Origin of the sequence: Methylobacterium sp. UNC378MF (assembly GCF_900103195.1) — a bacterium.
Taxonomy (GTDB): domain Bacteria; phylum Pseudomonadota; class Alphaproteobacteria; order Rhizobiales; family Beijerinckiaceae; genus Methylobacterium.
The window spans coordinates 17064-36937 of record NZ_FMWU01000007.1 but is presented as its reverse complement, the minus strand read 5'-3'; the positions used below and the strand labels follow the sequence as shown (position 1 = coordinate 36937).

The window sequence follows — 19874 nt, the reverse complement described above, 5'->3', positions numbered from 1 at the left end:
AACTGACGTTGATAGTTTCATGATGCAACTGCGATGGCCGAGGGTCAAGGCGCAGTGACGGAGGAGGCCTCCATGGATAGGCGTTTGCTCGTACTCGCCCTGGGCATGTTCGCCCTCGGGACCGACAGCTTCGTGATGGCGGCGGTGCTCCCCGAGATAGCCAGGGGCTTCGACGTCTCCATCGGCGCGGCCGGCCAGGTCACGACCGTCTACGCCATCACCTACGCGCTGATGGCGCCCACCGTGGCGGCCGTCGCCGCGAACGTGCCCCGCAAGACCCTGCTGCTGGCGAGCCTCGCGACCTTCGTGGTCGCCAACCTCGCCACCGCGCTGGCCCCGACCTTCGGCTTCGCCCTCGCCACGCGGGTGCTGGCGGGCATCGGCGCGGCGATGTTCGCTCCGACCGCCACCGGCGCCGCCGCGAGCATGGTGCCGCCCGAGAAGCGCGGCTTCGCGCTCGCGGTGGTGATCACCGGCCTGACGACCTCGACCGCGCTCGGCACGCCGGCCGGCGCGCTGATCGGCGGTCTCGGCGACTGGCGCTGGACGATGGTGTTCGTGTCCGCCCTCGCCGCCGTCTCGGGGCTGGGCGTCTGGGCGCTGCTCGCGGAGCTTCCGCTGCCCCCGGCCATCGGCCTGGCGAAGCGCCTGGCGCCCGTCGCCGACCCACGCGTGGCGCTGACCCTGCTGACGACCCTCGTCTACCAGACCGGCCACTTCATCAGCTACACGTACTTCACCGTCGTCCTCGACCGCGCGCTCGGCCACGACACGCTCCTGATCAGCGCGCTGCTCGTGCTCTGGGGGGCGAGCGGGATGGTCGCCAACCTCGTGACCGGGCGCCTGTCCGACGTCATCGGCAACCGCCGGGTGATCCTGGCAGGGCTGGTAATTCTCATCGCGGACATGGCGTGGCTGCCCACCGCCGGCGCCCACCTCTGGACGACGGTCATCGCCGTCGCGGTCTGGGGCGCGGTCGCCTGGGGCTTGCTCGCCCCACAGCAGCACCGCCTCGTCGTCGTCGCGCCGCAGTCCGCCCCGGTGGTGCTCGGCCTGAACACCTCGGGCACGTACCTCGGGGTCACGGCGGCCGGCGTCATCGGCGCGCTGGCCATCCCGACGGTGGGCGCGCACGACCTCGGCTACGTCGGTGCCGGCATCGTGGTCGCCGCCCTCGTCCTGGCGGAGCTCGCGACCCTCAGGATCAACGCGGCCAACCGCAGCGCCCACAGCGCGGCGCTGGCTTCCGCCTGAACCGAGGCGCATCGGGTCTCGGCCCGAAGTCTGGGAATGGCTCCGCTATAGGGACCATTCCCGTGCATGGGGATCGAGCCCCGCAGACCGAGCCATTCCCTGAGGGGCCGTCGTGACAACCACCTCGCAAGCCATCGCCCCTGGCGAGGCACCAGCCGCCGCCTCGCCCCTGTCGACCCTGGCGCTGTTCGGGTTCGTGGTGACGGCCTGGAGCCTGAACTGGGTCGTCATGAAGGTGGCCGTGCAGGAAGTCAGGCCGCTCTGGGCGGTCGCCATCCGCACCGCTCTCGCCGCCGTCGTGCTGTTCCCACCCTTGCTGGCTACCGGGCAGCTTCGGCGCCCCCCGCGCGCCGACCTGCCGGTCCTGCTCGCCATCTCGCTGTTCCACATGACCGCCTTCGCGGCCCTCATGACGATGGGGTTGGCGCTGGTACCGGCCGGCCGCGCCATCGTGCTCGGCTACACCACGCCCCTCTGGGTGGCGCCCGCCGCCTTCGTTTTCATCGGCGAGCGCATCTCCGCCCGGCAATCGGCCGGCATCGTCGTCGGCCTCGTCGGCCTGCTGCTGCTCTTCGGGCCGGCGAGCCTGGACTGGGGGAACCGGCAGGCCCTCCTAGGCCAGGTTCTGTTGCTCGCGGCGGCCCTCTGCTGGTCGGTGAGCATCGTCTACACCCGCGCCCATCGATGGGTGGCGACGCCGCTGCAGCTCATGCCCTGGCAGTGCCTGCTGGCCACGATGGTGCTTGCCAGCCTCGCGGTTCTGGTCGAGGGGCCGCCGCCTGATCCTGGCCGGACGAGCACGGCCGCCTTGCTGGCGCTCGCCTACAACGGCGTGATCGGCACCGCCCTTGGCTTCTGGGCGATGACTGTGGTGAACCGGCGGGTTCCCGCCACCACGGCCGCTTTGGGGGTCCTGGCGACGCCGGTGCTTGGCATCGGGCTCTCCGCCGCCGTCCTCGGCGAGGGATTCGACCCGATGCTCATCCTGTCCGCCTTCATCATCCTCGCCGGCATCGCCATGGGCGTCACCGGGCGCAAACGGTCCGCGTAACGCCGATGCCGGCGCAGCCATGCCGCGTCGGCCGGCGACGACCGTGGCGGAGCGGACGGAGCGTCGGGCTCACCGCTACTCCCGTCGGTCGACCGGCGGGTAGAACTGCGGGCTCGCGGCGGTCGAACATGCCGTAGTCGCGGATCACCCGCACGGTCCGGATGCGCATGCGTTCGGCCTGGTCTGGCGCGACAGGCCTGAACGCCGAGGCCGCGTCGGCATCGACCCACGACAACAGAAGCATGGTCTTGTCCGGATTGTAGATCGAGTCGAACACATCCGATGCCACGAGGCCGCCGGCCGTGAGCGCGAGCCCGAGCGCGCCCGTCAGGTCGTCCGGCAGGGCTTGGCCGGCGCGAGGCACCGTCTCGCACAACTGGCACACCTTGGCGTCGCCGACCTCGGTCGCGTCGAGCCGCTGCTCGCGCACCGCATGGCCCTGGGGCGGGTGGCTGTCCGCCGTCACCTCACCGATCCGAAGGTGGTAATCGGAGAACACCTCGAACCGGCCCTCCTCCTGGACGAGATGGTGGCCCGCATGCGTCCGCCAGCGGATCACCGACTTCTCGTCCCGCCAGGTCGAGTGCGACAGCACCCAACCCGGTCGGGTCCGGCTCGTGAAGCGCTCGTTGTCGATGAAGCCGTCGATGTTCTCCAACTCGGGCTTCAGCACCTTGCCGTGCTCAAGGTACGCGTCCTTCCGGCCCTCGCCGGGATGGACCTCGAAGATGACCGAGAACATGACTCCTCCGTCTTTGCAGGCCTGGTGAGGCCGAGTTGATCCCGGCCAGGTAGCCGGCCGACGCTGCATTGACGAGGAGTGTGTGGCGGGAAGCTCATGATGTCAGCGGCGAACGCTTCGGTCGCGACCGTAGCGTTCCGTCGTGATCGGCGAACGTCGGGGGCCTATGGTCGTGCGATGACGAACGCCGCCAGCCTCTCCGGCACCGCCGCCCTGATCGGGGATCCCGCACGGGCCAACATCCTCACGGCCCTGCTCGATGGCCGGGCCCTGACGGCCACGGAACTCGCCTACACGGCGGGCGTCACGGCGCAGACCGCGAGCGGCCACCTCGGGAAGCTGGTCGAGGGGCGCCTGCTGGGCGTCGCCGTGCAAGGCCGCCACCGATACTTCCGGCTCGCCTCGCCCGAGGTCGCCCGGATGCTGGAGACCATCTTGGTGGTGGCGGCCGCGGGACCGGGGGCGGCCAAGCCACGCGCGACACCGCGGGTCAGTCCGGAGCTGCGGGCGGCCCGAACCTGCTACGACCACCTTGCCGGACGTCTCGGGGTCGCCATCGCCGATGCGCTCGTCTCGCGCGGCCTGATCGTCTTGGGCGAAGAGGCGGGCGAGGCGACCGAGGCTGGTCACGCGTGGCTCGCGCGGTTCGGGGTGTCGGTCGAGCCCGTCGGCCGGACCAAGCGCCTATTCTGCCGCCCGTGTCTGGACTGGAGCGAGAGGCGACCACACCTCGCCGGTCGCCTCGGGGCGCTGCTTTGCCGCCGCTGCGAGGAACTAGGCTGGATTGATCGGGCCAGGGACGGGCGGGTCGTCACCTTGACCCAAACCGGCCGGCGCGGGTTCGCGGATACCTTCGGGCTCCACGTTTGAGGGCACGGCGAAGGGGGATGGGGTGACGCCGGCGTCGAGATCGTCGACCACGGCTCTGTGCTCTGCGGCCCAGGCCGCTACCAGGCCGCTCGCACTCACGCGGCGGCGAGCGGGTCTCGTCTTCCGAGGCGGTGCCTGTCCCGAAGCGCGGCCAGGGCCTCGTCGGCGGCCCTCAGCCCGCTGTCGTGGGCCCCGTGGGCGGTCATGAAGTCGAAGGGGTGCGTCGCCTCGCCCGCGAAGAAGAGCCGATCCTCGAAGGGCCGGGCCAGCCGCGCCCGCGCATCGGCCCGGCCCGGCAGGGCGCAGCTATAGGCGCCGCCGATGGACGCCATGCGGCTCCACGACGTCGCCGCCAGCGGCCGGATGGCCGACGCCACGTCGCTGCCGAACAGGGCGACCAACTCGGCCGCGACGTGGGCGAAACCGGCGGCCGGGCCGTCCTCCTCCAGGATGCGGGCGCCCTCGCCGCCGAGGAACGCCTCGATCACCGGCCAGCCGTTGGGTCGGATGGAATAGGCGGCGGCCCGCGGGTCGCGCAGGTCGCCGTAGGCGTGGCTGTCCGGCGCGAACGCGGCGTCGCGCGCGATCTCCAGGAAGATCTTCTCGTTGCGTCCGAGCGGCAGCGCGGCGGCCGCCTCGCGCCAGGGGTCGACCCCGGCGGGCAGGCGGATCGCGTCGCCAGCCAGGACCGCGGTGGAGACGGTGAGGATGGCGGCTCCGGCGCGGACGGTGCCGACACGGGTGGTCACGGCGACGCCTTCCGCCGTCAGTTCGATCCGCTCGGCCGGCGTGGCCAGCCGCAGCGCAGTTGAGGACGGCAGGCTGGCGGCGACCAGCGTGCCGTAGCCGAGCGGCAGGTTCCAGTTCTTGCCGGTCGAGGCATCGTCGTAGGCGAGGTAGTCGGTGGCGGAGATCTGCTCGGGTGCCATGCCGCTCATGAAGCCGGCGATAGCCCGCACGTAGGCGTTCCATTTGACACCCGCCTCAAGGGCGTCGCTTGCGCGGTCGCTGCCTTGCGCGACCTGGGCGAGGCGCTCTTCCCAATCGCCGAACGCCTTCCGGGCCGCCTCCTCGGCGTCTTCGTCCCGGGCGATGGAGGGATGCGCCTTCGTCCACGGCGGATCGCTGCGGTCGACCGGGAAGCCCGATGCCTCGGCGATGCCGACCCACGCGTTGCGGTCGCCCGAGTGAAGCCACTCGCAGCCGAGGTCGAGCGGATGGCCTCCGAGGTCTTGCGTGTACGCGCGGCCTCCGAGGCGCGACGACGCTTCAAGCAGCAGCACCGCCTTCCCGTCCGCCGCAAGCTGCCGTGCCGCGCCAATGCCAGCTGCGCCGCCGCCTACGATGATGATGTCAAACTCGCTTGCCATGAGGCTGTACGTGAGGCCGACCATTGGGTGCCACAAGCACCGAGGCTCGCGGGGAGCGGCATCGTTCGAGGTGGCTCAGCGCTACTTGGACTTTGTCGGCTGAGCTGCTGGAGTGTCCGCTTCGGAGAAGGCACCGGAGTTGGCTGAATGGCCGAGATGGGCGCGAAACCGAACGTCCGGTTCTGCGCGCGATGGCAGGCCGGCCTGACGGAAGTTGGCCGGAAGCGGAATGACCGCTTCGGAGAAAGCGGGCCGGAAAAGCGGACTGCCTCCTACCGACCCAACACAGCCGCCCACGCCGCCGTTGGCGCTACTCCAAAGCGGCCGTTCGTCAGGCTCTTGGCAAACTCAACCCGGGGTGGGAGCCTGACTGTGACGGGCAGCGTAAAAATGAGCTGCCGCTGAAACATTCGAAAGTTGAACTTAAAATACAAGAATAGGTTCTCACCATTCCAGAAACGAATCTGCCCTCAAAAGGGGGATGACAACCATACCGCTTTGATGGCAGAAAGTGTCGATCTCGGCTGCGTTGCGGTGCCACGCTCACTCAGTGATCGGGAGATCCGCTTGAATTTTCAAAGCTCGGTCTATGTGAGCTTCACGGGGGTCTGCGCCGCGACGCGACGGGCTTCTGAGGACGCGCACCTCGTCTTCGCCGATCAGTGCCTGGCTGCAGTCCTTCTTCCGGCCGAGGGGGGCTGGTTTCTGCAGGCCGGCTTCGGACCGTGCGATCACGAGGCCATCGTGTTCGATACGCTCTCGTCTGCAGCCGATTGGGTGCGGGAATGCTTCGCCGCGGCGGCCTCTGCCTTGAGTGCCGAGGCGCTGAACACGGAGGGTCCACCGGCCAGAATCTAGGGCAGCGACGCCAGGCGCAAGACGAGCACCACTAACTCGGCTTGGCGATGGGTGTGCGTCTTGTCAAACACGTATTTGAGCTGCGTCCGCACCGTCGCGACGCTGAGGTTGAGCATCTCCGCTATCTCCGCCAGCGTCTTGCCGCCGACCAGGAACAGCGTAAGCCGCGCCTCGGCGCGCGTGAGGCCGAATATCTGCTCCAGGCAGGCCGTGTTGGGCAGCGGTGTCGCATCGAGATCGATCAGCAGCAAAACCGAGTGCGGACCGTCGTCGCTGAGCACGGGTACCGGTACGCAGGTCATGATCAGCGGCCGCCGACAGCTGCGCTCGATCAGAATCCAATCTTCATTATCGAGGTTGATCCGAGATCGACCTCGGCTGAGCAGCTGTTTGATAGTCTCACGCCCCGAGCCGTTCAGGGCAGCGACGGCGGCGTCGTCAAGATTGAACATCTGCTTCAGGGTGAGCCGAGCGCTGATGTTTGTCGCCAGGATTTGGCCGGTGGTGGCCAGGATGATGCCCCCGCATCCCATGCGGTCGAATACGCGCAGCAATGGCATGCCCACCAGCATGTTTGATGGTCCTCCCGTTACCTCTCTCAGCCGACCCCATCGGGAAACTGTAGACTGATTATAAGGCGCGAATTTGCCCCGCCATACCCTTTCGATACGATGAAATAGAATTTATTATTGGGACGACAAGGTCTCGTTGCGTCCCGATGGTGATACATACCTTAGGTGCTTTCCTATGCCGGAATGTCTATGTTTCTACATTCTATCTGCCGCAAATCTGCAGATGCAACAGATATGCAACACGACGCTCAACTTCCGACTATTGAGTTTAGTGAATAGCTGCACATCCCTCATTTAAGGGATCCTGCTAGCGGCGATCTCATATAGTGCCCCGGTCGTCCGACCCGTAGATCCATTCGGAGATCACAGACTTGTACCGCTTGACCCCCCCTATGGCCGTGTGCGCGCTACTTGTCGTGGCGGCGCTTTCGCAGATTGCTGTCGGCGATCCAGTAAAGGCTTCGGAGGTCACCAGAGACGCCGGAGCGCCGGGCCTCGTCGGGGCTAACGTAGCCGCTTGCGCGGACGCCAATTCGGATTACGAGCGCTACGAGCTCGGCTGCCCGACCGATGAGCCCAGCCGCGACGTGGCGCCCGCCCTGAGCGACGACTGACCGCGCACTGTGCTCCTCTTGCAAGACGCAGTTTGCGGCAGCGCCGCCTTCGGCCTTTCCGCACCTGCCGGCCGCGACGCTTTCGTGTAGGACAAGTCGATGATCAGCATATCTGCGCCGGCCGTGCAGGTCTGCGCCTTCGCGGCGGGCTGCGCCGCCATACATGCCGCCCGAGCTCACGCCACGGCTGTGACATACTTACTCGTTGCCGCTGCGGCTGTCGTTGCGACCGCCCTCTCGTTTGTCGTGTCGCTGAACATCGCACCCGATCATGAGCTGCCGTTTGACGAGATGATGTTGTTTGCCGACCTTGCATCGAAGCCTGTGGCCATCCGAGCTGAGGCGGAAGCGCGGCCAGGAGGCCCATCGATACAGCAAGGTGGCGGCAATTGAGTGAGTGTCCCCCGGAGCCCGGCAAGGCCGAGACTTAGGCCTCCAAATCTCATCTGGCGGCCTTTTAGGCCGCCCATTTCGAGCCCCAAAGACCTATTCGACGGTATGGTTCTGAGCCGAGGGCGGACGACGGCCGCACCGGATCGCACGTAACGTTGTGCCACATCTCGGCGCGTGGATGCGGAGGGCGGAACGAGCCTTGGCCGCCAGCAAGCCGCTCGAAGATCAGGGCGAGCAGTTCCTCGACCCTATACGAACGTCTCAACGCTCGTCTGGCTCGATCCGCTCGTACAAGGCGACCAGCCGTTCCGCCAAATGTTGGTAAGTCTGCACGGCGGACTCAACTCGGCCGGCGGCGCACTGCCCCTGGGCGGACTGATAGTCGAGCATCAACATCTTGAAGCCACCCCGCTCAAACGCCGCATTGCTGAGTCTGGCTCGGCGCTGAATCTCACGCTCGAACCAGGGGCTGACCTCGCCCGCCGCCGTCAGACACGGCGCGAGGCGCACCGGCGTATTGTGGGCTTCGGTAAGGGGTGGAGAGAGCAGCATCAAGCCCCAGAACGCCGCGGTAGCGATGCTGAGGGAGAGTCCGAACAGACGCAACCGCCTGTGCGGGCGTCGTCCAAGCTTCGCGATTGAGATGCGGGCCCGCACATCGCAACTCGCGTCGTACTCGCCATGACAGTGGGTGTAGTGGACGGATCCATCCGCGTGGCGGTGAAGAATAGATCTCTGTAGCATGCACGTGCTCCGGGCTTGAATTGAACACAGACACTACGAACGCAGCATATCGGTCCAGATTGCTGCATAATAACCGGTCACGTAATGGGATGATCAGCCCTTCGCGGCGTCTATAATTTACTCTACACCTAAAATGAAGCCGTCAAATATCATATGTTTTTGAGGTCGACTCAATATCTGTTACGGGAATCTGATTGGCGCCCTCCGCGAAATCGTAGAAGAACGCGGACGGCGAAGGCGGGCAGTTGATAGCCTTCGCAGAACCGCCCGCCCGCTGGCGCACTGGCCATTTTGGAACTGCGGATGAGCCTCAGCCACACATTCCATCGGAGCAGGCTACTCCGGTAGCCCCAAATGGATGATGTGCCTCCGCAGCTGTGACGATAATCATCGCTTCATGAACTGACATCAAGTCAGCACAGAGGGGGCAAATGTCGGACATTTCCGAGTTGGACCTCTACTGCAGAGAGGCCCAGAGTATCATTACGCACTCCGAGGAGATCGTTCGGTGCATGAGGAACGCCGGCGCCTGCGAGGGTCACCTCTTGATGGCAGATCAAGGACTTGTCGCACTGAGACACCTCGGCAGGCTTATTGAGCGAAGCCGCAAGCGGTCAGTCTTCGAAGCGCCTTCCGGCCCTATAGATGCGTCGCTTCCGACCAAGCAGAGCTGGTGGTCTGTATTCTGGCGACGTCCGGGAGCCGACGATCGCGCGTTAGAGACACGTACCTAACCGGGCTCTCTACCTTGCGCGACCGGTGACCCGGCCGAACGTCCGCTACCATACTTTTATCTCTCAGCTGCGGACGGGCAGAAATCCACCCAAGCCGGTCGCTCGGGACGCCATTGGCGCTTCTACAACGCGGCCGTTCGTTCGCCCTCAAGGAACGTCGGCTTTGGGGGGGGGACGCGGCCAATGAAATCCGCTCGATGACTGGACCGGCGTCTGCAGGGTGCGGCCGGTGCGCTACCTTCACCTCAGTCTACCCTCTGCCGCACAGCCGCCTGCATCTCCATGGTGCTCGCGCGCATCTCAGAGCGTCTCACCTCGGCGGAGTTGTAGCCGAGATGAAGGTAGTCCGGCGTGAAATCGCAGAAGGCCGCGAGCCGCCCTGCATCCGGCACATGCATCCGACGCTGCTGCAGCAGGATCAGCCCATTCTCCCGTAGCACCCGAAGAGACCGGTTGACGTGAACCTTCGTCATCGCGGTCACGTCGCCAAGCTCGTCCTGGGTCAGAGGCCACGCAAAGCTCTCCTCGACTGATACTTCGACTGCGTGCAACCTAGCCCGTACTTCGCAGATTAGATGGGCGATGCGCGTGGCCGCCAAGCGCCGTCCGTTGTTGATCAGCGCCTGACGCAAGATGCTGTCGGTCTGGAGCGAACTCCAACGCAGAGCTCGCCTGAGGCCGAGCGAGCATTCTAGCGCCACCTCGATCTCAGCCGGGTGGATCTCTGCCATGATACCGCTGGTCAGGGTCGTCACGGAATGGTCGGCGTAGCCGAGCAGGTTCGTGAGCACGTGACTGATGTCGCCGGGGAGGATCAGGTCAGTGATCAGGCGTTCGCCACTGGCCAGCAGCTTCGAGCGGTAGGCCCATCCCTCTAGCATGACGAGAACGCGCTGATTCGCATCGCCCTCATCTACGAGCCGTTGCTGTGGTTCAACGATGCGTGCGTGGCGGACGATATGGCTCAAGCAAGCATGATCGTTCTCGCTGAGCGCCGCTCCATGTGCGAGCTTGCGGACGAGGCGATCTAGCAAGGCGAGGTGTTCCCTATGCCGACTACGTGGCATTCAGTGTTAATGTTAACCTATGTCAGTACATTTGGCCCTCACATATGTTGGCGAGCTACGTCGGAGACCGCACCGTGCCGCTGTGGTTCTATAGTCTCGGAGCAGATCGGGGGGATCTGACGGCCATATCCGTTCCGATGCATCCTCTGCCCGGAAGTGGGCGACCGGAAAACAGCTCATGACCCTTTCGGCTCCGACTCAACCCAGTCGGGTTTGCAGCCAGCCGGCGATCCCCAAAGCAGTCATCAGCCGGCCACCCCCTCACCAATGGGCAGAGCAACAGGAAATGTAACGCTAACTCGCAGTCCAGGCTGCGCATCCGAGAGCGTGAGGCGACCTCCGTGCAGTTCCGCGACCGCTGCGGCGAGGCTGAGGCCGAGGCCGTTTCCGGGGCCTGATCGACTACGCTCAAGCCTGTAGAAGCGGCGCAGCACCTTCTCCCGCTCCGATGCCGGGACGCCGAGGCCGTCGTCGCGGACCGCAGCCAAGACGGAACCGCCTCGCACATCGAGTTCGAGACCGACCGTGCTTCCCGGTGGCGTGTGCTGCAGAGCATTCTCGACGAGGTTGACGAACAGCTGCGCGAGCAGGTCGTGATCGGCCTGCACCCAGGCATCCTCGACGATGCGCGCCACAAGCGTGCGACCGCTGTCACTCGCCGGAGCAGCGTAGGCGTCGGCGACGGTATGAAAAAGTTCCGAGAGGCTGACCGGTCGGAACGACTTCCGAAGCGTGGTGGCCTCGATCTGAGCGATACGCAGCAGTGCTGAGAAGATGTCCAGGATACGGTCGGTCTCCTCGACGGCATGCTCTACGGCTACTCGGTAATCGCCGGCCGTCGTGGCCCGGTGGCTGGTTGCCTCCAAGCCCTGCCGCAACCGCGAGAGCGGTGTGCGCAGGTCGTGCGCGATGTCGGTCGAGACCTGCCTCAGGTTCACCATCAGTCCACCGATCCGGTCGAGCATCCGATTAAGAGTTGCGGCAAGACGGTCGAACTCGTCCTGCGAGCCAGTCCGCGCGATTCGCTGCGTCAGGTCTCCGGCGACCACCGCTTCCGCGGTGCGGGTGATAGCATCGAGGCGGTGCAGCAACGCGCTGGAGAGCAGGAGCGCGGTGCCGAGCCCGAGCAAGCCCGCGGCCGCCAGCGCGGTCAGGAAGGCGCGCGTCACCACGGCCTCGACGTCGCGTACATCTGTAAGATCGTCCGCCACCAGAACGATGCTACCGTCCCCGAGCTTTCGTGCAGCCGTAAGTGGAACGTCGCTCCGGGATGCAGCAGGTCCTGCAGGATCGCGTGTATAGGGCAGGAGCGCTGCGTCTCCGAGGAGGACGTGGCCGTCAGCCCCGATAAGGACGTAGCGGGTATGGGTCAGCGGGTTAGCGAACCGCCCGGTCAGTGCCGCTTCAAGATCCTGCCGTCCACCGGCGTTGAACTCGTCGACGAGAGCTCTGGCCTCGTTATCCACCCCGCGCTGTGCCTGCCGCTCCAGAGCGTCGGTCACCGCGAGTACCGTTAACCAACCGATCGCGCCGACCGAAACCATGAAAGCGAGCGTGTACAGCAGCGTGAAACGCAGGCCCGCGCTCCGCAGGAGATCACGATATGTCCGCATGGAGGATGTACCCCGAGCCACGAACCGTCTCGATCGGGTCCGGCCCACCGTCGCTGTTGAGCTTGGCCCGCAAGCGGCTCATGTGGGTTTCGACGATGTTCGTCCGAGGGTCGAAGTGGAAGTCCCAGACGCTCTCCAAAAGCTGACGCCGGGTGACGAGCTGCCCCACGTTGCGCATCAGAAATTCCAGCAGGCTGAACTCTCGCGGCTGTAGGTCAACGACATGTCCAGCGCGGGTCACCCGCCGCGTGACGAGATCGAGTTCGACATTAGCAACCCGAATGATCGTCTCGACGCGCCCGAGGGGCGGGCGGCGAGCGAGTGCGTTGATCCGGGCGAGTAGTTCCGCGAGGGCGAACGGTTTGACTAGGTAGTCGTCGCCGCCGGCTTCCAAGCCATCGACCCTATCGCTGATGCCGCCCATTGTGGTCAGGAAGAGAACGGGTGTCTGGACGCCCAAGGCGCGGAGTTGGCGCACGAGTTCGAGGCCGTCGAGGCCCGGGAGCATGCGATCTACGACGGCGACATCGTGCGCAGTCTCGCGTGCGAGCCGGAGCCCAGTCTGCCCATCACCGGCCTGCTCCACCACGTGTCCCGCTTCCTCAAGGCTCGACACGAGGAGCGCCAGGGTCGGGGCGTCGTCTTCGACGGCCAGGATCTTCATGCGGCTGCGGTCCTCCAGATCCGGCAGGCGGGGCCGAGCGGCCAAGATTGGGGATTTGTAATTTGACGATCGGCCGACAAACGGGCTTGCTTACAAACCGACAATTACAGCGCTCATCTACGTATTATTCCACATTGCAACCCGGCCGTCGCCGGTTTTGGAACGCAACAGGCTCGAAGCCGAAGTCTATAAGCAACACATCGGGGCTTTATGGTCAACAGTAAATACGGAATGTGGCGACATAAGCTTCGATGCGACAAAGTGAACAATGTATTCACGGGATAATTCTTCTCAATGCCTCATCGGGTGCCCATGGAAACGGATAGGGTCAAGGTGCAGCGCAGCGATGTGGCCGCGATCACAAGCCTTCCTGGCGCTCTCTCAGCGCCTTTGCAGGAGTATTTCGGCTTAGCAGAACAGCAGGCGTTGCCAGCACGACTGGCCGAGCTTGTCACACGCTTTGAGGTGGCGCTCGCCGACCGTGGCCGCACCGTAGCAGTGGAGTTCCGCGACGATCTGATCAAAGCGCTACCTGCGCTGCGGACCTTTGCTCTTTCTTTATGCGGGGATGTGGCCCGTGCCGATGATCTCGTGCAGGAGACATTCGCCCGAGCTTGGACGAAGTGGCACTATTATACTTCAGGAACAAATTTCACCGCGTGGTTGTTCACGATCATGCGCAATCAATTTTACTCAGAGCTGAGAAAACGCAAGCGCGAAGTTGAGGATGCTGACGGGAAGCACGCAGCCCTTCTGACCGCTCGCCCAGTTCAGGAGGAAGCCAATACACTACAGATTGTATGGGAAAAGATCGACAGCCTGCCTATCCCCCAGCGTCAGGCGCTATTGCTGGTCGGCGCCGAAGGTTACACCTACGAAGAGGCGGCGGTGAAGCTTGGTTGCCAAGTAGGGACGGTCAAGAGTCGGGTCAGCCGAGCCCGAGCTGTTCTCGTGGGCACGTTGGGCCTTCCGTTCGAGAGTCAGCCACAGGCTTGATCTAGATCTGAGCCGTAGACGCTTCGGATACAGTGAATGACCCCTGGATGAGGTTGCTCGTCGGTCTCGCACGAGGGATCCTCACCTAAATGCAGTTTCCATACTAAGCCGGCTCGCCGCGAGGCAGCGGGGGATAGCGTCTGCTTCGAGGCATCTCCTTTCCGATAGCGGACCGTCGCAAAACCACCCCGAGCAGCCATTCCGATCTCGACCCACAGCAGCCGACCAAGCCAACAATAGCGCAGCCCGAAAGCTGTCATAGTTGGCTCTAGCTCGAAGACGGCTTGGGTTGGCGGCAGGATCTTGGCCGCATGCCCCGAACGGACAAATGGTGCTCACCTCAAGCAGGCCTTAACCCGACCCCACCATTCTCCGCGTCGCCTGGTCGCGAGCCGACCCAGAAATCAAGTGATGTCTGCCCTTATGGTGCCGCCCCAGCCCAACTTAAGAACACGATCAGGGCGCACGCCGCGACGGAGCCTTTGGACCGATCGACGCGGAGGCGTGGCTGTAATCTTTGGCCTGAGCGCTACCGTCCTACTCGGCCTCGTCGGTGGCGGCATCGACTACGCGCGCCTGTCCTCCCGGCGCAGCCAGATACAGAACGCACTCGACCAAGGGGTGCTCTCAGGTGGCAATGCACTCAAGCTCGCCTCCGCGACCCCCGCCTCGGTAAGCGGCGTGACTGAACAGGCCATTCGGGACGGAGTCACCTCGCCGCCTGACAGACCGCTATCCGTGCAGGTCACAGTTCCCGACGATAAGATGAGCGTTGCTGCGACCGCTTCTGAGGATTTCAAGCTCTCCTTCGGACCGTTCGTCGGTGTGCGCACAGCTCACATCGCACTTCGATCGAAGGCGAGCGTCGTCGGCAATATGCGTCTTTGCATGTTAACGCTCGATCCTGCTGCCCCCGGCGCATTTGACCTGGAAAAAAGCGCGCAGGTGACTGCGGCGGGCTGCTCGCTTTATTCGAATTCCAGCAATCCGGCCGGCATGTTAGGCCAAGATAGCTCCTATGCCCGCGCTCAGTCGATATGCTCCGCCGGTGGCTTTGTGGGCCTCCGAGCCAACTTTGCGCCGCCTCCACAGACTGGCTGCCCGATCATCAAGGATCCGCTGAAAGATCGTCCTGCACCGACAGTAGACGCCTGCACCTCGATCCCAGCGTCCGCCAACAAGAAGGGCGACATCAGCCAAAACCTCGTCGACCAGAGCGTGACGCTGAGCCCTGGCACGTATTGCGGCGGCCTGCACATCACCAAGAACGCCGCCGTCTCGCTGCAGTCAGGGATCTATGTGATGAAGGACGGCCCGCTCATCGTGGACAAGAAAGGCTCCTTGAGTGGCGCCGACGTCGCCTTCTACTTCACCGGCGACAAGGGTGGGCTGCTATTTGACTCAAAGACGTCCATTAGTCTTGCAGCACCCACGACCGGTGTCATGGCAGGCCTGCTGATGATGGAGGAGCGCGTAGTCTCCAATCCAGTGGATCCGACAGCAGCAGTCGACCAAGATCCGCTCGCCCCTACTGCGCCGACGCCGCCGCCGCTCGGCGCAACAAGACCCATGCGGACCTACCGTATCATCAGCGACGACGCTCGCACCATGCTCGGCACCATCTATCTGCCAGCGGGCCGGGTCGTGATCGATGCGAAGAAGCCTGTTGCCGACCAGTCGGCCTACACGGTGATCGTGGCCCAGCAGGTGAACCTCTATCAAGGGCCGAACCTGTACCTCAACGCAAACTACGACTCGACCAGCGTGCCGGTGCCGAAGGGTGTAGGCCCGATCTCGGGAAAGCTGCTGCTCACCCAGTAAGATCTCGAACACCCAAATCAGTTCTGCCCACAGGTTTCTGTCTCGTCCCCTGGCCCACAAACAGGCACTGACAGCCTCTGCAAAGGGTCGTGAGCTGGCACGGAGACTGGGTCCGCTTCCAAGCATTGCCGACTGGAAGCGGACCGTCGGGAAACCACCCTACCCAGACGTTCGATGCGCCCGCCAACGTGACGGGAAATGGCCGGAAGCGGCTGATCAGCTTCGGAGCCACTTCATCGGAAAAGTGGACGGCCACCTAACGGGCCGGCGCTACCATCTCGCGGGCGATCCATCGACAGCGTCGGGCGAACCCTGCCGCTGTGGTGAGTGATGTCTGCGCCTGCCAGATGGGACGCAGCGACGGTTCGCGTTGACGTCGTTCACGAAAGGGCGATTGCTCGCGGACTGCCGTGTTTCCGAGCTATAGCCTCGGAGACGTCACCGGAATTTTCATGGTCCCCACCGGCTACGATCCCGCGCTCGTCGCACTGTCCCTCGCCATCGCGGTGTTCGCCTCCTACACCGCACTCGACCTCGGCAGCCGCGTCCGTGGGGCTGCCGCCGGTCTACGCTGGGCATGGGTCGCGGCAGCCTCGCTAGCGATGGGCGGGGGCATCTGGGCGATGCACTTCGTCGGCATGCTCGCCTTCGAGATGGGCATGCCGGCATCCTACGACCTCGGGATCACGGTGGCATCCCTATTGTTGGCTATCGCGGCCACGGGTGCCGCCTTCACCTGGGTCAGCCGCCCGGACGCCGGACCGCGCGACGCCCTCGTCAGCGGTCCCCTGATGGGTGTCGGCGTCGCGGGCATGCACTACACCGGCATGGCGGCGATGCGGGTGCCGGGCAACCTCGCCTACAGCCTGCCCGTGGTCGCCGCATCGGTGGCCATTGCCGTGTCCGCCGCGACCGCCGCGCTATGGCTGACCTTCCGGCAGAACAGCGTCTGGCAGAAGCTCGCCGCCGCCATAGTCATGGGTCTGGCGGTCGCCGGTATGCACTACACTGGCATGGCCGCGGCGACCTTCACGGCGGAGGATCTCGGGGGGCATGCCGCGCACGCCGCGGGCGTCAGCGTCAGCCAGCAGAACCTCGCCCTGTACGTGTCCGGCGCGACTTTCACGATCCTGTTCATGGCCATCGTGGCCGCGTCGTTCGACCAGCAGCGGGTGCAGCGCCACCTCCACGCCAGCCAGGGCCGCTTCCGGGCCGCGGCAGAGGCGGTCGGCGACATCATCTGGACCGCCGACGCCCGCGGCGCGATGGTAGGGCCCCAGCTGTACTGGCAGGCCTACACCGGTCAGTCTGAGGAAGAGTGCCAGGGCACCGGCTGGGCAAAGGCCGTGCACCCCGACGACGTCGAGGCGACGAAGGCGGCTTGGCGGGAAGCCGTGGCGGCGGACCGGGGCTACGAGCTCCGGCACCGCGTGCGCAACCGGGACGGCGCGTACCGCCTATTCGCGGTCAAGGGGCGCCCGGTGCGGAACGCGGATGGGACGATCCGCGAGTGGGTGGGTGTGCACTCCGACATCACCGAACGCGAGGCGTTCGAGGCCGCCCTGCGGGAAGCCAAGGATGAGGCCGAGGAACACAGCCGTGCCAAGAGCCGCTTCCTGGCCAACATGAGTCACGAGCTGCGCACGCCGCTGTCGGCGGTGATCGGCTACTCGGAGATGCTGGAGGAGGAGGCGGAGGAGCTCGGCCAGGATAGCCTCTTGAAGGATCTCGGGAAGATAAAGTCGAACGCCCAGCACCTGCTCGGGCTGATCAACGACGTGCTCGACCTGTCCAAGGTCGAGGCCGAGAAGATGGATCTGTACCCCGAGGACATCGACGTCGCCGAGTTCGTGCGCAACGCCGCCGGGACGGTCGATGCGCTGGTCGCGAAGAAAGGCAACCGCCTCGTGGTCGCGGTTTCCGAAGATGCGGGACTGGCACGCACGGACGCGGTGAAGCTGCGCCAGTGCGTGTTCAACTTGCTCTCGAACGCGGCCAAGTTCACCGAGGGCGGTACTATCACCCTCGGGGTCGCCCGCGAGGCGGGCGTCGGCGGCGATTGGCTCCGCTTCACCGTGGAGGACACCGGCATCGGCATGAGCCCTGAGCAGGTCGGGCGCCTGTTCGAGCGTTTCACCCAGGCCGATGAGAGCACCACGCGCAACTACGGAGGCACCGGCCTTGGCCTGGCCCTGAGCCGTGCATTCGCCCAGCTTCTCGGCGGCGACATCACGGTGACCAGCGTCGAGGGCCGGGGCACGTGCTTCGCTCTCGTCGTGCCGGCGACGCTTCCGCAGGTGCCCGACGAGGGCGTCGCAGCCGAGCCCGCGCATGAGGAAGGGCACGGCGAGCCGGGGCGCGGCCTCGTGCTGGTCATCGACGACGAGGCCAGCCAGCGCGAATTGATGACCCGATTCCTCGCCCGGCAGGGCTTCTCGGTGCGCACGGCCCCCGACGGTAAGACAGGTCTGGAGATGGCCCGTAACCTGAAGCCGCGAGTGATCCTGCTCGACGTGATGATGCCGGACGTGGACGGCTGGACGGTGCTGGCGACCCTCAAGAGCGAGGACGCCACGCGGGACATCCCCGTGGTCATGGTAAGCTTCGTGGCCGACGCGGCGCTGAGTGCATCCCTCGGTGCGGCGGAGGCGTTGCCGAAGCCGGTGGACTGGGGACGGCTCAAGGGCGTCCTCGACCGGGTCGGACGCGGTGCCGGCGACATCCTCGTTGTCGACGACGACGCCGACATGCGGGCACGCCTCCGGAGCGTCCTCGAACGCAACGGCTGGTCGGTGCGCGAGGCCGGTGACGGGGCCGAGGCCCTTAGGCGCATGGCCGAGGATAGGCCCCGGCTGGTGCTACTCGACCTGACGATGCCCGTGATGGACGGGTTCACGTTCCTGCGCGAGATGCGGGGGCGGCCGGGCTGCGAGGAGATCCCGGTCGTCGTCCTCAGCGCGCGGGACGTTTCGGGCGAAGAGCGCCGCAGGCTGGCCGGGGCGGACCGAGTGCTGCGCAAGGGTGACGCCAGCCTCCAGGACCTCGCGGCGGAGGTTGACCGGCTCGGCCACGGTTCGGAACGCCAAGGCACCCCGCAGGCTTCGGCCTGACCGAACGCCGCCGCGATGGCTCCATCATCGTTCGCGAAGTGTCCCATAGGCGCTGAATACAGGGAGAGCCATGTCCCACGTTCTCCCGGGCGGCCTAGGCGCGCCTGAGACCTGTGTCGACCGGCTCCGAGGTCGACAGCCCTGACGTGTCAGGGGCGTTCCCAGCCGTGGGCGCCGCATGCCGACGTTGCGGGCGACCGGGCGTCAACAGCCAGCTTGCCCCGCCTCGCAACGAACCGTGGCCGTTAGCCGTTGTGTGGTGCCCATGAACGGACACCCCCATGACCGTCCTCGCCTTACTCGTCGCCGCCAACTTCGCCATCGCGGGCACCTTCTCCCTCCTGGCGGTCGCAGCCGACTGAAGGGGTTGCCCGTACGTGCCGTCAATTCCGATAGGTACGCCCCTGCCCGGACTGCTCTGGGCGATGTCCTTCGACGAGCGGGGCTGCGGACGCCTTCTGGCTCCGGACGAGGCGCTGCCGGATCTCGACGCATTCGGCGGGGGCTTCCTCTGGCTGCATTTCGACTTGAAGGCCGCGGACCTGGAGCCGCTGATCGATGCCGGGCACGTCGGGCCGCGGTCGCTCGCCGAAGCCGTCTTCAGGGAAGACGAACACCAGCGCGTCACAGTCGCGGACGGGCATGTCGGCGGTGTGGTCGCCGACCTCGCCCGGCCCGGGGCCAAGCCCGACATCGCCGGCCGCCTTCACTTCGTCATGGGTCCGCGGTCGCTGGTGAGCGGGTGCCAAGGCCTGGCCGAGAGCCCGGACGCCACGCGGACGACCGCCGAGGAAGGGCGCCCGATTACCTCCCCCGTGCTGCTGCTGGAGACGATGGTCGGCTTCGTGGTTGCCGCCATGGCGGCGACGGGGCAGAGGCTCTCCGACGAGGTCGACGGCATTGAGGACCGCGTGCTCGACGGGCGCGTGCGCGACGACCGACGGCGCCTGGGGCCGATCCGCCGCAGCGCAGTGCGCCTGCACCGGCAACTGCTCGGGCTCGCCGCGGTCTTCCACCGGTTGGAGGAGGACGACCTAGCCCGGGACCTGCACGCTCCCGCAATCGCCGTGGCGGCGCGGCTGGCCCAGTGGCTGGATGCCCTCGACCGTGACGTGACCGCGCTCGCCGAGCGGGCGCGCCTTCTGCAGGAGGAGCTCGCCGCCCGGGTGGCGGAGGAGAGCAACCGCCAGCTCTACGTGCTGTCCATCCTCTCGGCCCTGTTCCTGCCGCCGACCTTCATCACCGGCCTGTTCGGCATGAACGTGAAGGGTCTGCCGTTCGCCGACGACCCACGCGGTTTCCTGTTCGTGGCTGGGCTGAGCCTGCTGTCGGCGGCCGCGACCTACGGCATCATCCGGGTGCTCGGCATCCGCCCGCCGCGCGGTTAGAGGCCAATGCCGT

At 65.7% G+C, this 19874-nt stretch carries 16 protein-coding genes; 9 read left to right on the top strand and 7 right to left on the bottom strand.

All coding sequences use genetic code 11. The annotated features are described in order from the left end of the window. The first annotated feature begins 72 nt into the window (after positions 1-72). Positions 73-1254, top strand: coding sequence for an MFS transporter (locus BLT59_RS08925; RefSeq protein WP_091778925.1), 1182 nt, complete (start codon positions 73-75; stop codon positions 1252-1254). 112 nt (positions 1255-1366) lie between these two features. Further along, the gene (locus BLT59_RS08920; RefSeq protein ID WP_091778591.1) at positions 1367-2305 is read left to right on the top strand and encodes a DMT family transporter; all 939 of its coding nucleotides are present in this window, start codon (positions 1367-1369) and stop codon (positions 2303-2305) included. Here BLT59_RS08920 and BLT59_RS08915 read toward each other — a convergent pair. Next, on the bottom strand, positions 2280-3047 hold the full coding sequence (locus BLT59_RS08915; RefSeq protein WP_091778588.1) for an antibiotic biosynthesis monooxygenase family protein: 768 nt from the start codon (positions 3045-3047) through the stop codon (positions 2280-2282). The genes BLT59_RS08920 and BLT59_RS08915 overlap by 26 nt on opposite strands. A gap of 177 nt (positions 3048-3224) precedes the next feature. On the opposite strand from BLT59_RS08915, the gene BLT59_RS08910 reads away from it, so the two are divergent. Then, positions 3225-3917, top strand: a complete 693-nt coding sequence (locus tag BLT59_RS08910; RefSeq protein ID WP_091778586.1) for an ArsR/SmtB family transcription factor — start codon at positions 3225-3227, stop codon at positions 3915-3917. A gap of 95 nt (positions 3918-4012) precedes the next feature. Here BLT59_RS08910 and BLT59_RS08905 read toward each other — a convergent pair whose 3' ends face one another. Beyond that, positions 4013-5287, bottom strand: a complete 1275-nt coding sequence (locus BLT59_RS08905) for a flavin monoamine oxidase family protein (protein ID WP_091778923.1) — start codon at positions 5285-5287, stop codon at positions 4013-4015. Between the two features lie 501 nt (positions 5288-5788). On the opposite strand from BLT59_RS08905, the gene BLT59_RS08900 reads away from it, so the two are divergent. Next, positions 5789-6145 carry a hypothetical protein gene (locus tag BLT59_RS08900; protein ID WP_139174035.1) on the top strand — a complete coding sequence of 119 codons (357 nt, stop codon included), beginning with the start codon at positions 5789-5791 and terminating at the stop codon, positions 6143-6145. Here the strand turns inward: BLT59_RS08900 and BLT59_RS08895 are convergent. Beyond that, positions 6142-6717 carry a helix-turn-helix transcriptional regulator gene (locus tag BLT59_RS08895; protein WP_091778583.1) on the bottom strand — a complete coding sequence of 192 codons (576 nt, stop codon included), beginning with the start codon at positions 6715-6717 and terminating at the stop codon, positions 6142-6144. The two genes, BLT59_RS08900 and BLT59_RS08895, sit on opposite strands and share 4 nt — an antisense overlap. A 713-nt stretch (positions 6718-7430) precedes the next feature. On the opposite strand from BLT59_RS08895, the gene BLT59_RS08885 reads away from it, so the two are divergent. Then, positions 7431-7724, top strand: coding sequence for a hypothetical protein (locus BLT59_RS08885; RefSeq protein WP_175543976.1), 294 nt, complete (start codon positions 7431-7433; stop codon positions 7722-7724). Positions 7725-7985: 261 nt separating this feature from the next. Here BLT59_RS08885 and BLT59_RS08880 read toward each other — a convergent pair whose 3' ends face one another. The 4 genes from BLT59_RS08880 to BLT59_RS08865 form a co-directional block, all read right to left on the bottom strand. Continuing rightward, a complete protein-coding gene (locus tag BLT59_RS08880) occupies positions 7986-8468 on the bottom strand; it encodes a hypothetical protein (RefSeq protein WP_139174033.1) in 483 nt (160 codons plus the stop codon). Between the two features lie 979 nt (positions 8469-9447). Further along, complete coding sequence (locus BLT59_RS08875; protein WP_175543975.1) at positions 9448-10170, bottom strand: Crp/Fnr family transcriptional regulator; 723 nt, start codon at positions 10168-10170, stop codon at positions 9448-9450. Positions 10171-10514: 344 nt separating this feature from the next. Beyond that, positions 10515-11882 carry a sensor histidine kinase gene (locus BLT59_RS08870; protein ID WP_091778579.1) on the bottom strand — a complete coding sequence of 456 codons (1368 nt, stop codon included), beginning with the start codon at positions 11880-11882 and terminating at the stop codon, positions 10515-10517. Continuing rightward, on the bottom strand, positions 11866-12546 hold the full coding sequence (locus BLT59_RS08865; protein WP_091778578.1) for a response regulator transcription factor: 681 nt from the start codon (positions 12544-12546) through the stop codon (positions 11866-11868). Before BLT59_RS08865 ends, BLT59_RS08870 begins: the two co-directional genes overlap by 17 nt. Positions 12547-12879: 333 nt before the next feature. On the opposite strand from BLT59_RS08865, the gene BLT59_RS08860 reads away from it, so the two are divergent. The 4 genes from BLT59_RS08860 to BLT59_RS08845 all read left to right on the top strand — a co-directional run bounded on the left by BLT59_RS08860 (position 12880) and on the right by BLT59_RS08845 (position 19861). After that, entirely contained in the window at positions 12880-13542 is a 663-nt protein-coding gene (locus BLT59_RS08860) for a sigma-70 family RNA polymerase sigma factor (RefSeq protein WP_244513911.1), read from the top strand. Between the two features lie 504 nt (positions 13543-14046). Beyond that, positions 14047-15363: a TadE/TadG family type IV pilus assembly protein gene (locus BLT59_RS08855; RefSeq protein WP_244513910.1), complete on the top strand. Its 1317-nt coding sequence runs from the start codon at positions 14047-14049 to the stop codon at positions 15361-15363. Between the two features lie 452 nt (positions 15364-15815). Next, a complete protein-coding gene (locus BLT59_RS08850) occupies positions 15816-18473 on the top strand; it encodes an MHYT domain-containing protein (protein WP_091778576.1) in 2658 nt (885 codons plus the stop codon). A 425-nt stretch (positions 18474-18898) separates the two neighbouring features. Next, the gene (locus tag BLT59_RS08845) at positions 18899-19861 is read left to right on the top strand and encodes a CorA family divalent cation transporter (protein WP_175543974.1); all 963 of its coding nucleotides are present in this window, start codon (positions 18899-18901) and stop codon (positions 19859-19861) included. Positions 19862-19874: the final 13 nt, after the last annotated feature.

What these genes read in the sequence shown, in the direction of transcription:
- BLT59_RS08905 (WP_091778923.1), bottom strand. Translation starts at nt 5,287, where the DNA reads ATGGCAAGCGAGTTTGACATCATCATCGTAGGCGGCGGCGCAGCTGGC.
- BLT59_RS08850 (WP_091778576.1), top strand. Translation starts at nt 15,816, where the DNA reads ATGGTCCCCACCGGCTACGATCCCGCGCTCGTCGCACTGTCCCTCGCC.
- BLT59_RS08900 (WP_139174035.1), top strand. Translation starts at nt 5,789, where the DNA reads ATGGCAGAAAGTGTCGATCTCGGCTGCGTTGCGGTGCCACGCTCACTC.
- BLT59_RS08915 (WP_091778588.1), bottom strand. Translation starts at nt 3,047, where the DNA reads ATGTTCTCGGTCATCTTCGAGGTCCATCCCGGCGAGGGCCGGAAGGAC.
- BLT59_RS08870 (WP_091778579.1), bottom strand. Translation starts at nt 11,882, where the DNA reads ATGCGGACATATCGTGATCTCCTGCGGAGCGCGGGCCTGCGTTTCACG.
- BLT59_RS08845 (WP_175543974.1), top strand. Translation starts at nt 18,899, where the DNA reads ATGTCCTTCGACGAGCGGGGCTGCGGACGCCTTCTGGCTCCGGACGAG.
- BLT59_RS08910 (WP_091778586.1), top strand. Translation starts at nt 3,225, where the DNA reads ATGACGAACGCCGCCAGCCTCTCCGGCACCGCCGCCCTGATCGGGGAT.
- BLT59_RS08895 (WP_091778583.1), bottom strand. Translation starts at nt 6,717, where the DNA reads ATGCTGGTGGGCATGCCATTGCTGCGCGTATTCGACCGCATGGGATGC.
- BLT59_RS08925 (WP_091778925.1), top strand. Translation starts at nt 73, where the DNA reads ATGGATAGGCGTTTGCTCGTACTCGCCCTGGGCATGTTCGCCCTCGGG.
- BLT59_RS08880 (WP_139174033.1), bottom strand. Translation starts at nt 8,468, where the DNA reads ATGCTACAGAGATCTATTCTTCACCGCCACGCGGATGGATCCGTCCAC.
- BLT59_RS08865 (WP_091778578.1), bottom strand. Translation starts at nt 12,546, where the DNA reads ATGAAGATCCTGGCCGTCGAAGACGACGCCCCGACCCTGGCGCTCCTC.
- BLT59_RS08885 (WP_175543976.1), top strand. Translation starts at nt 7,431, where the DNA reads ATGATCAGCATATCTGCGCCGGCCGTGCAGGTCTGCGCCTTCGCGGCG.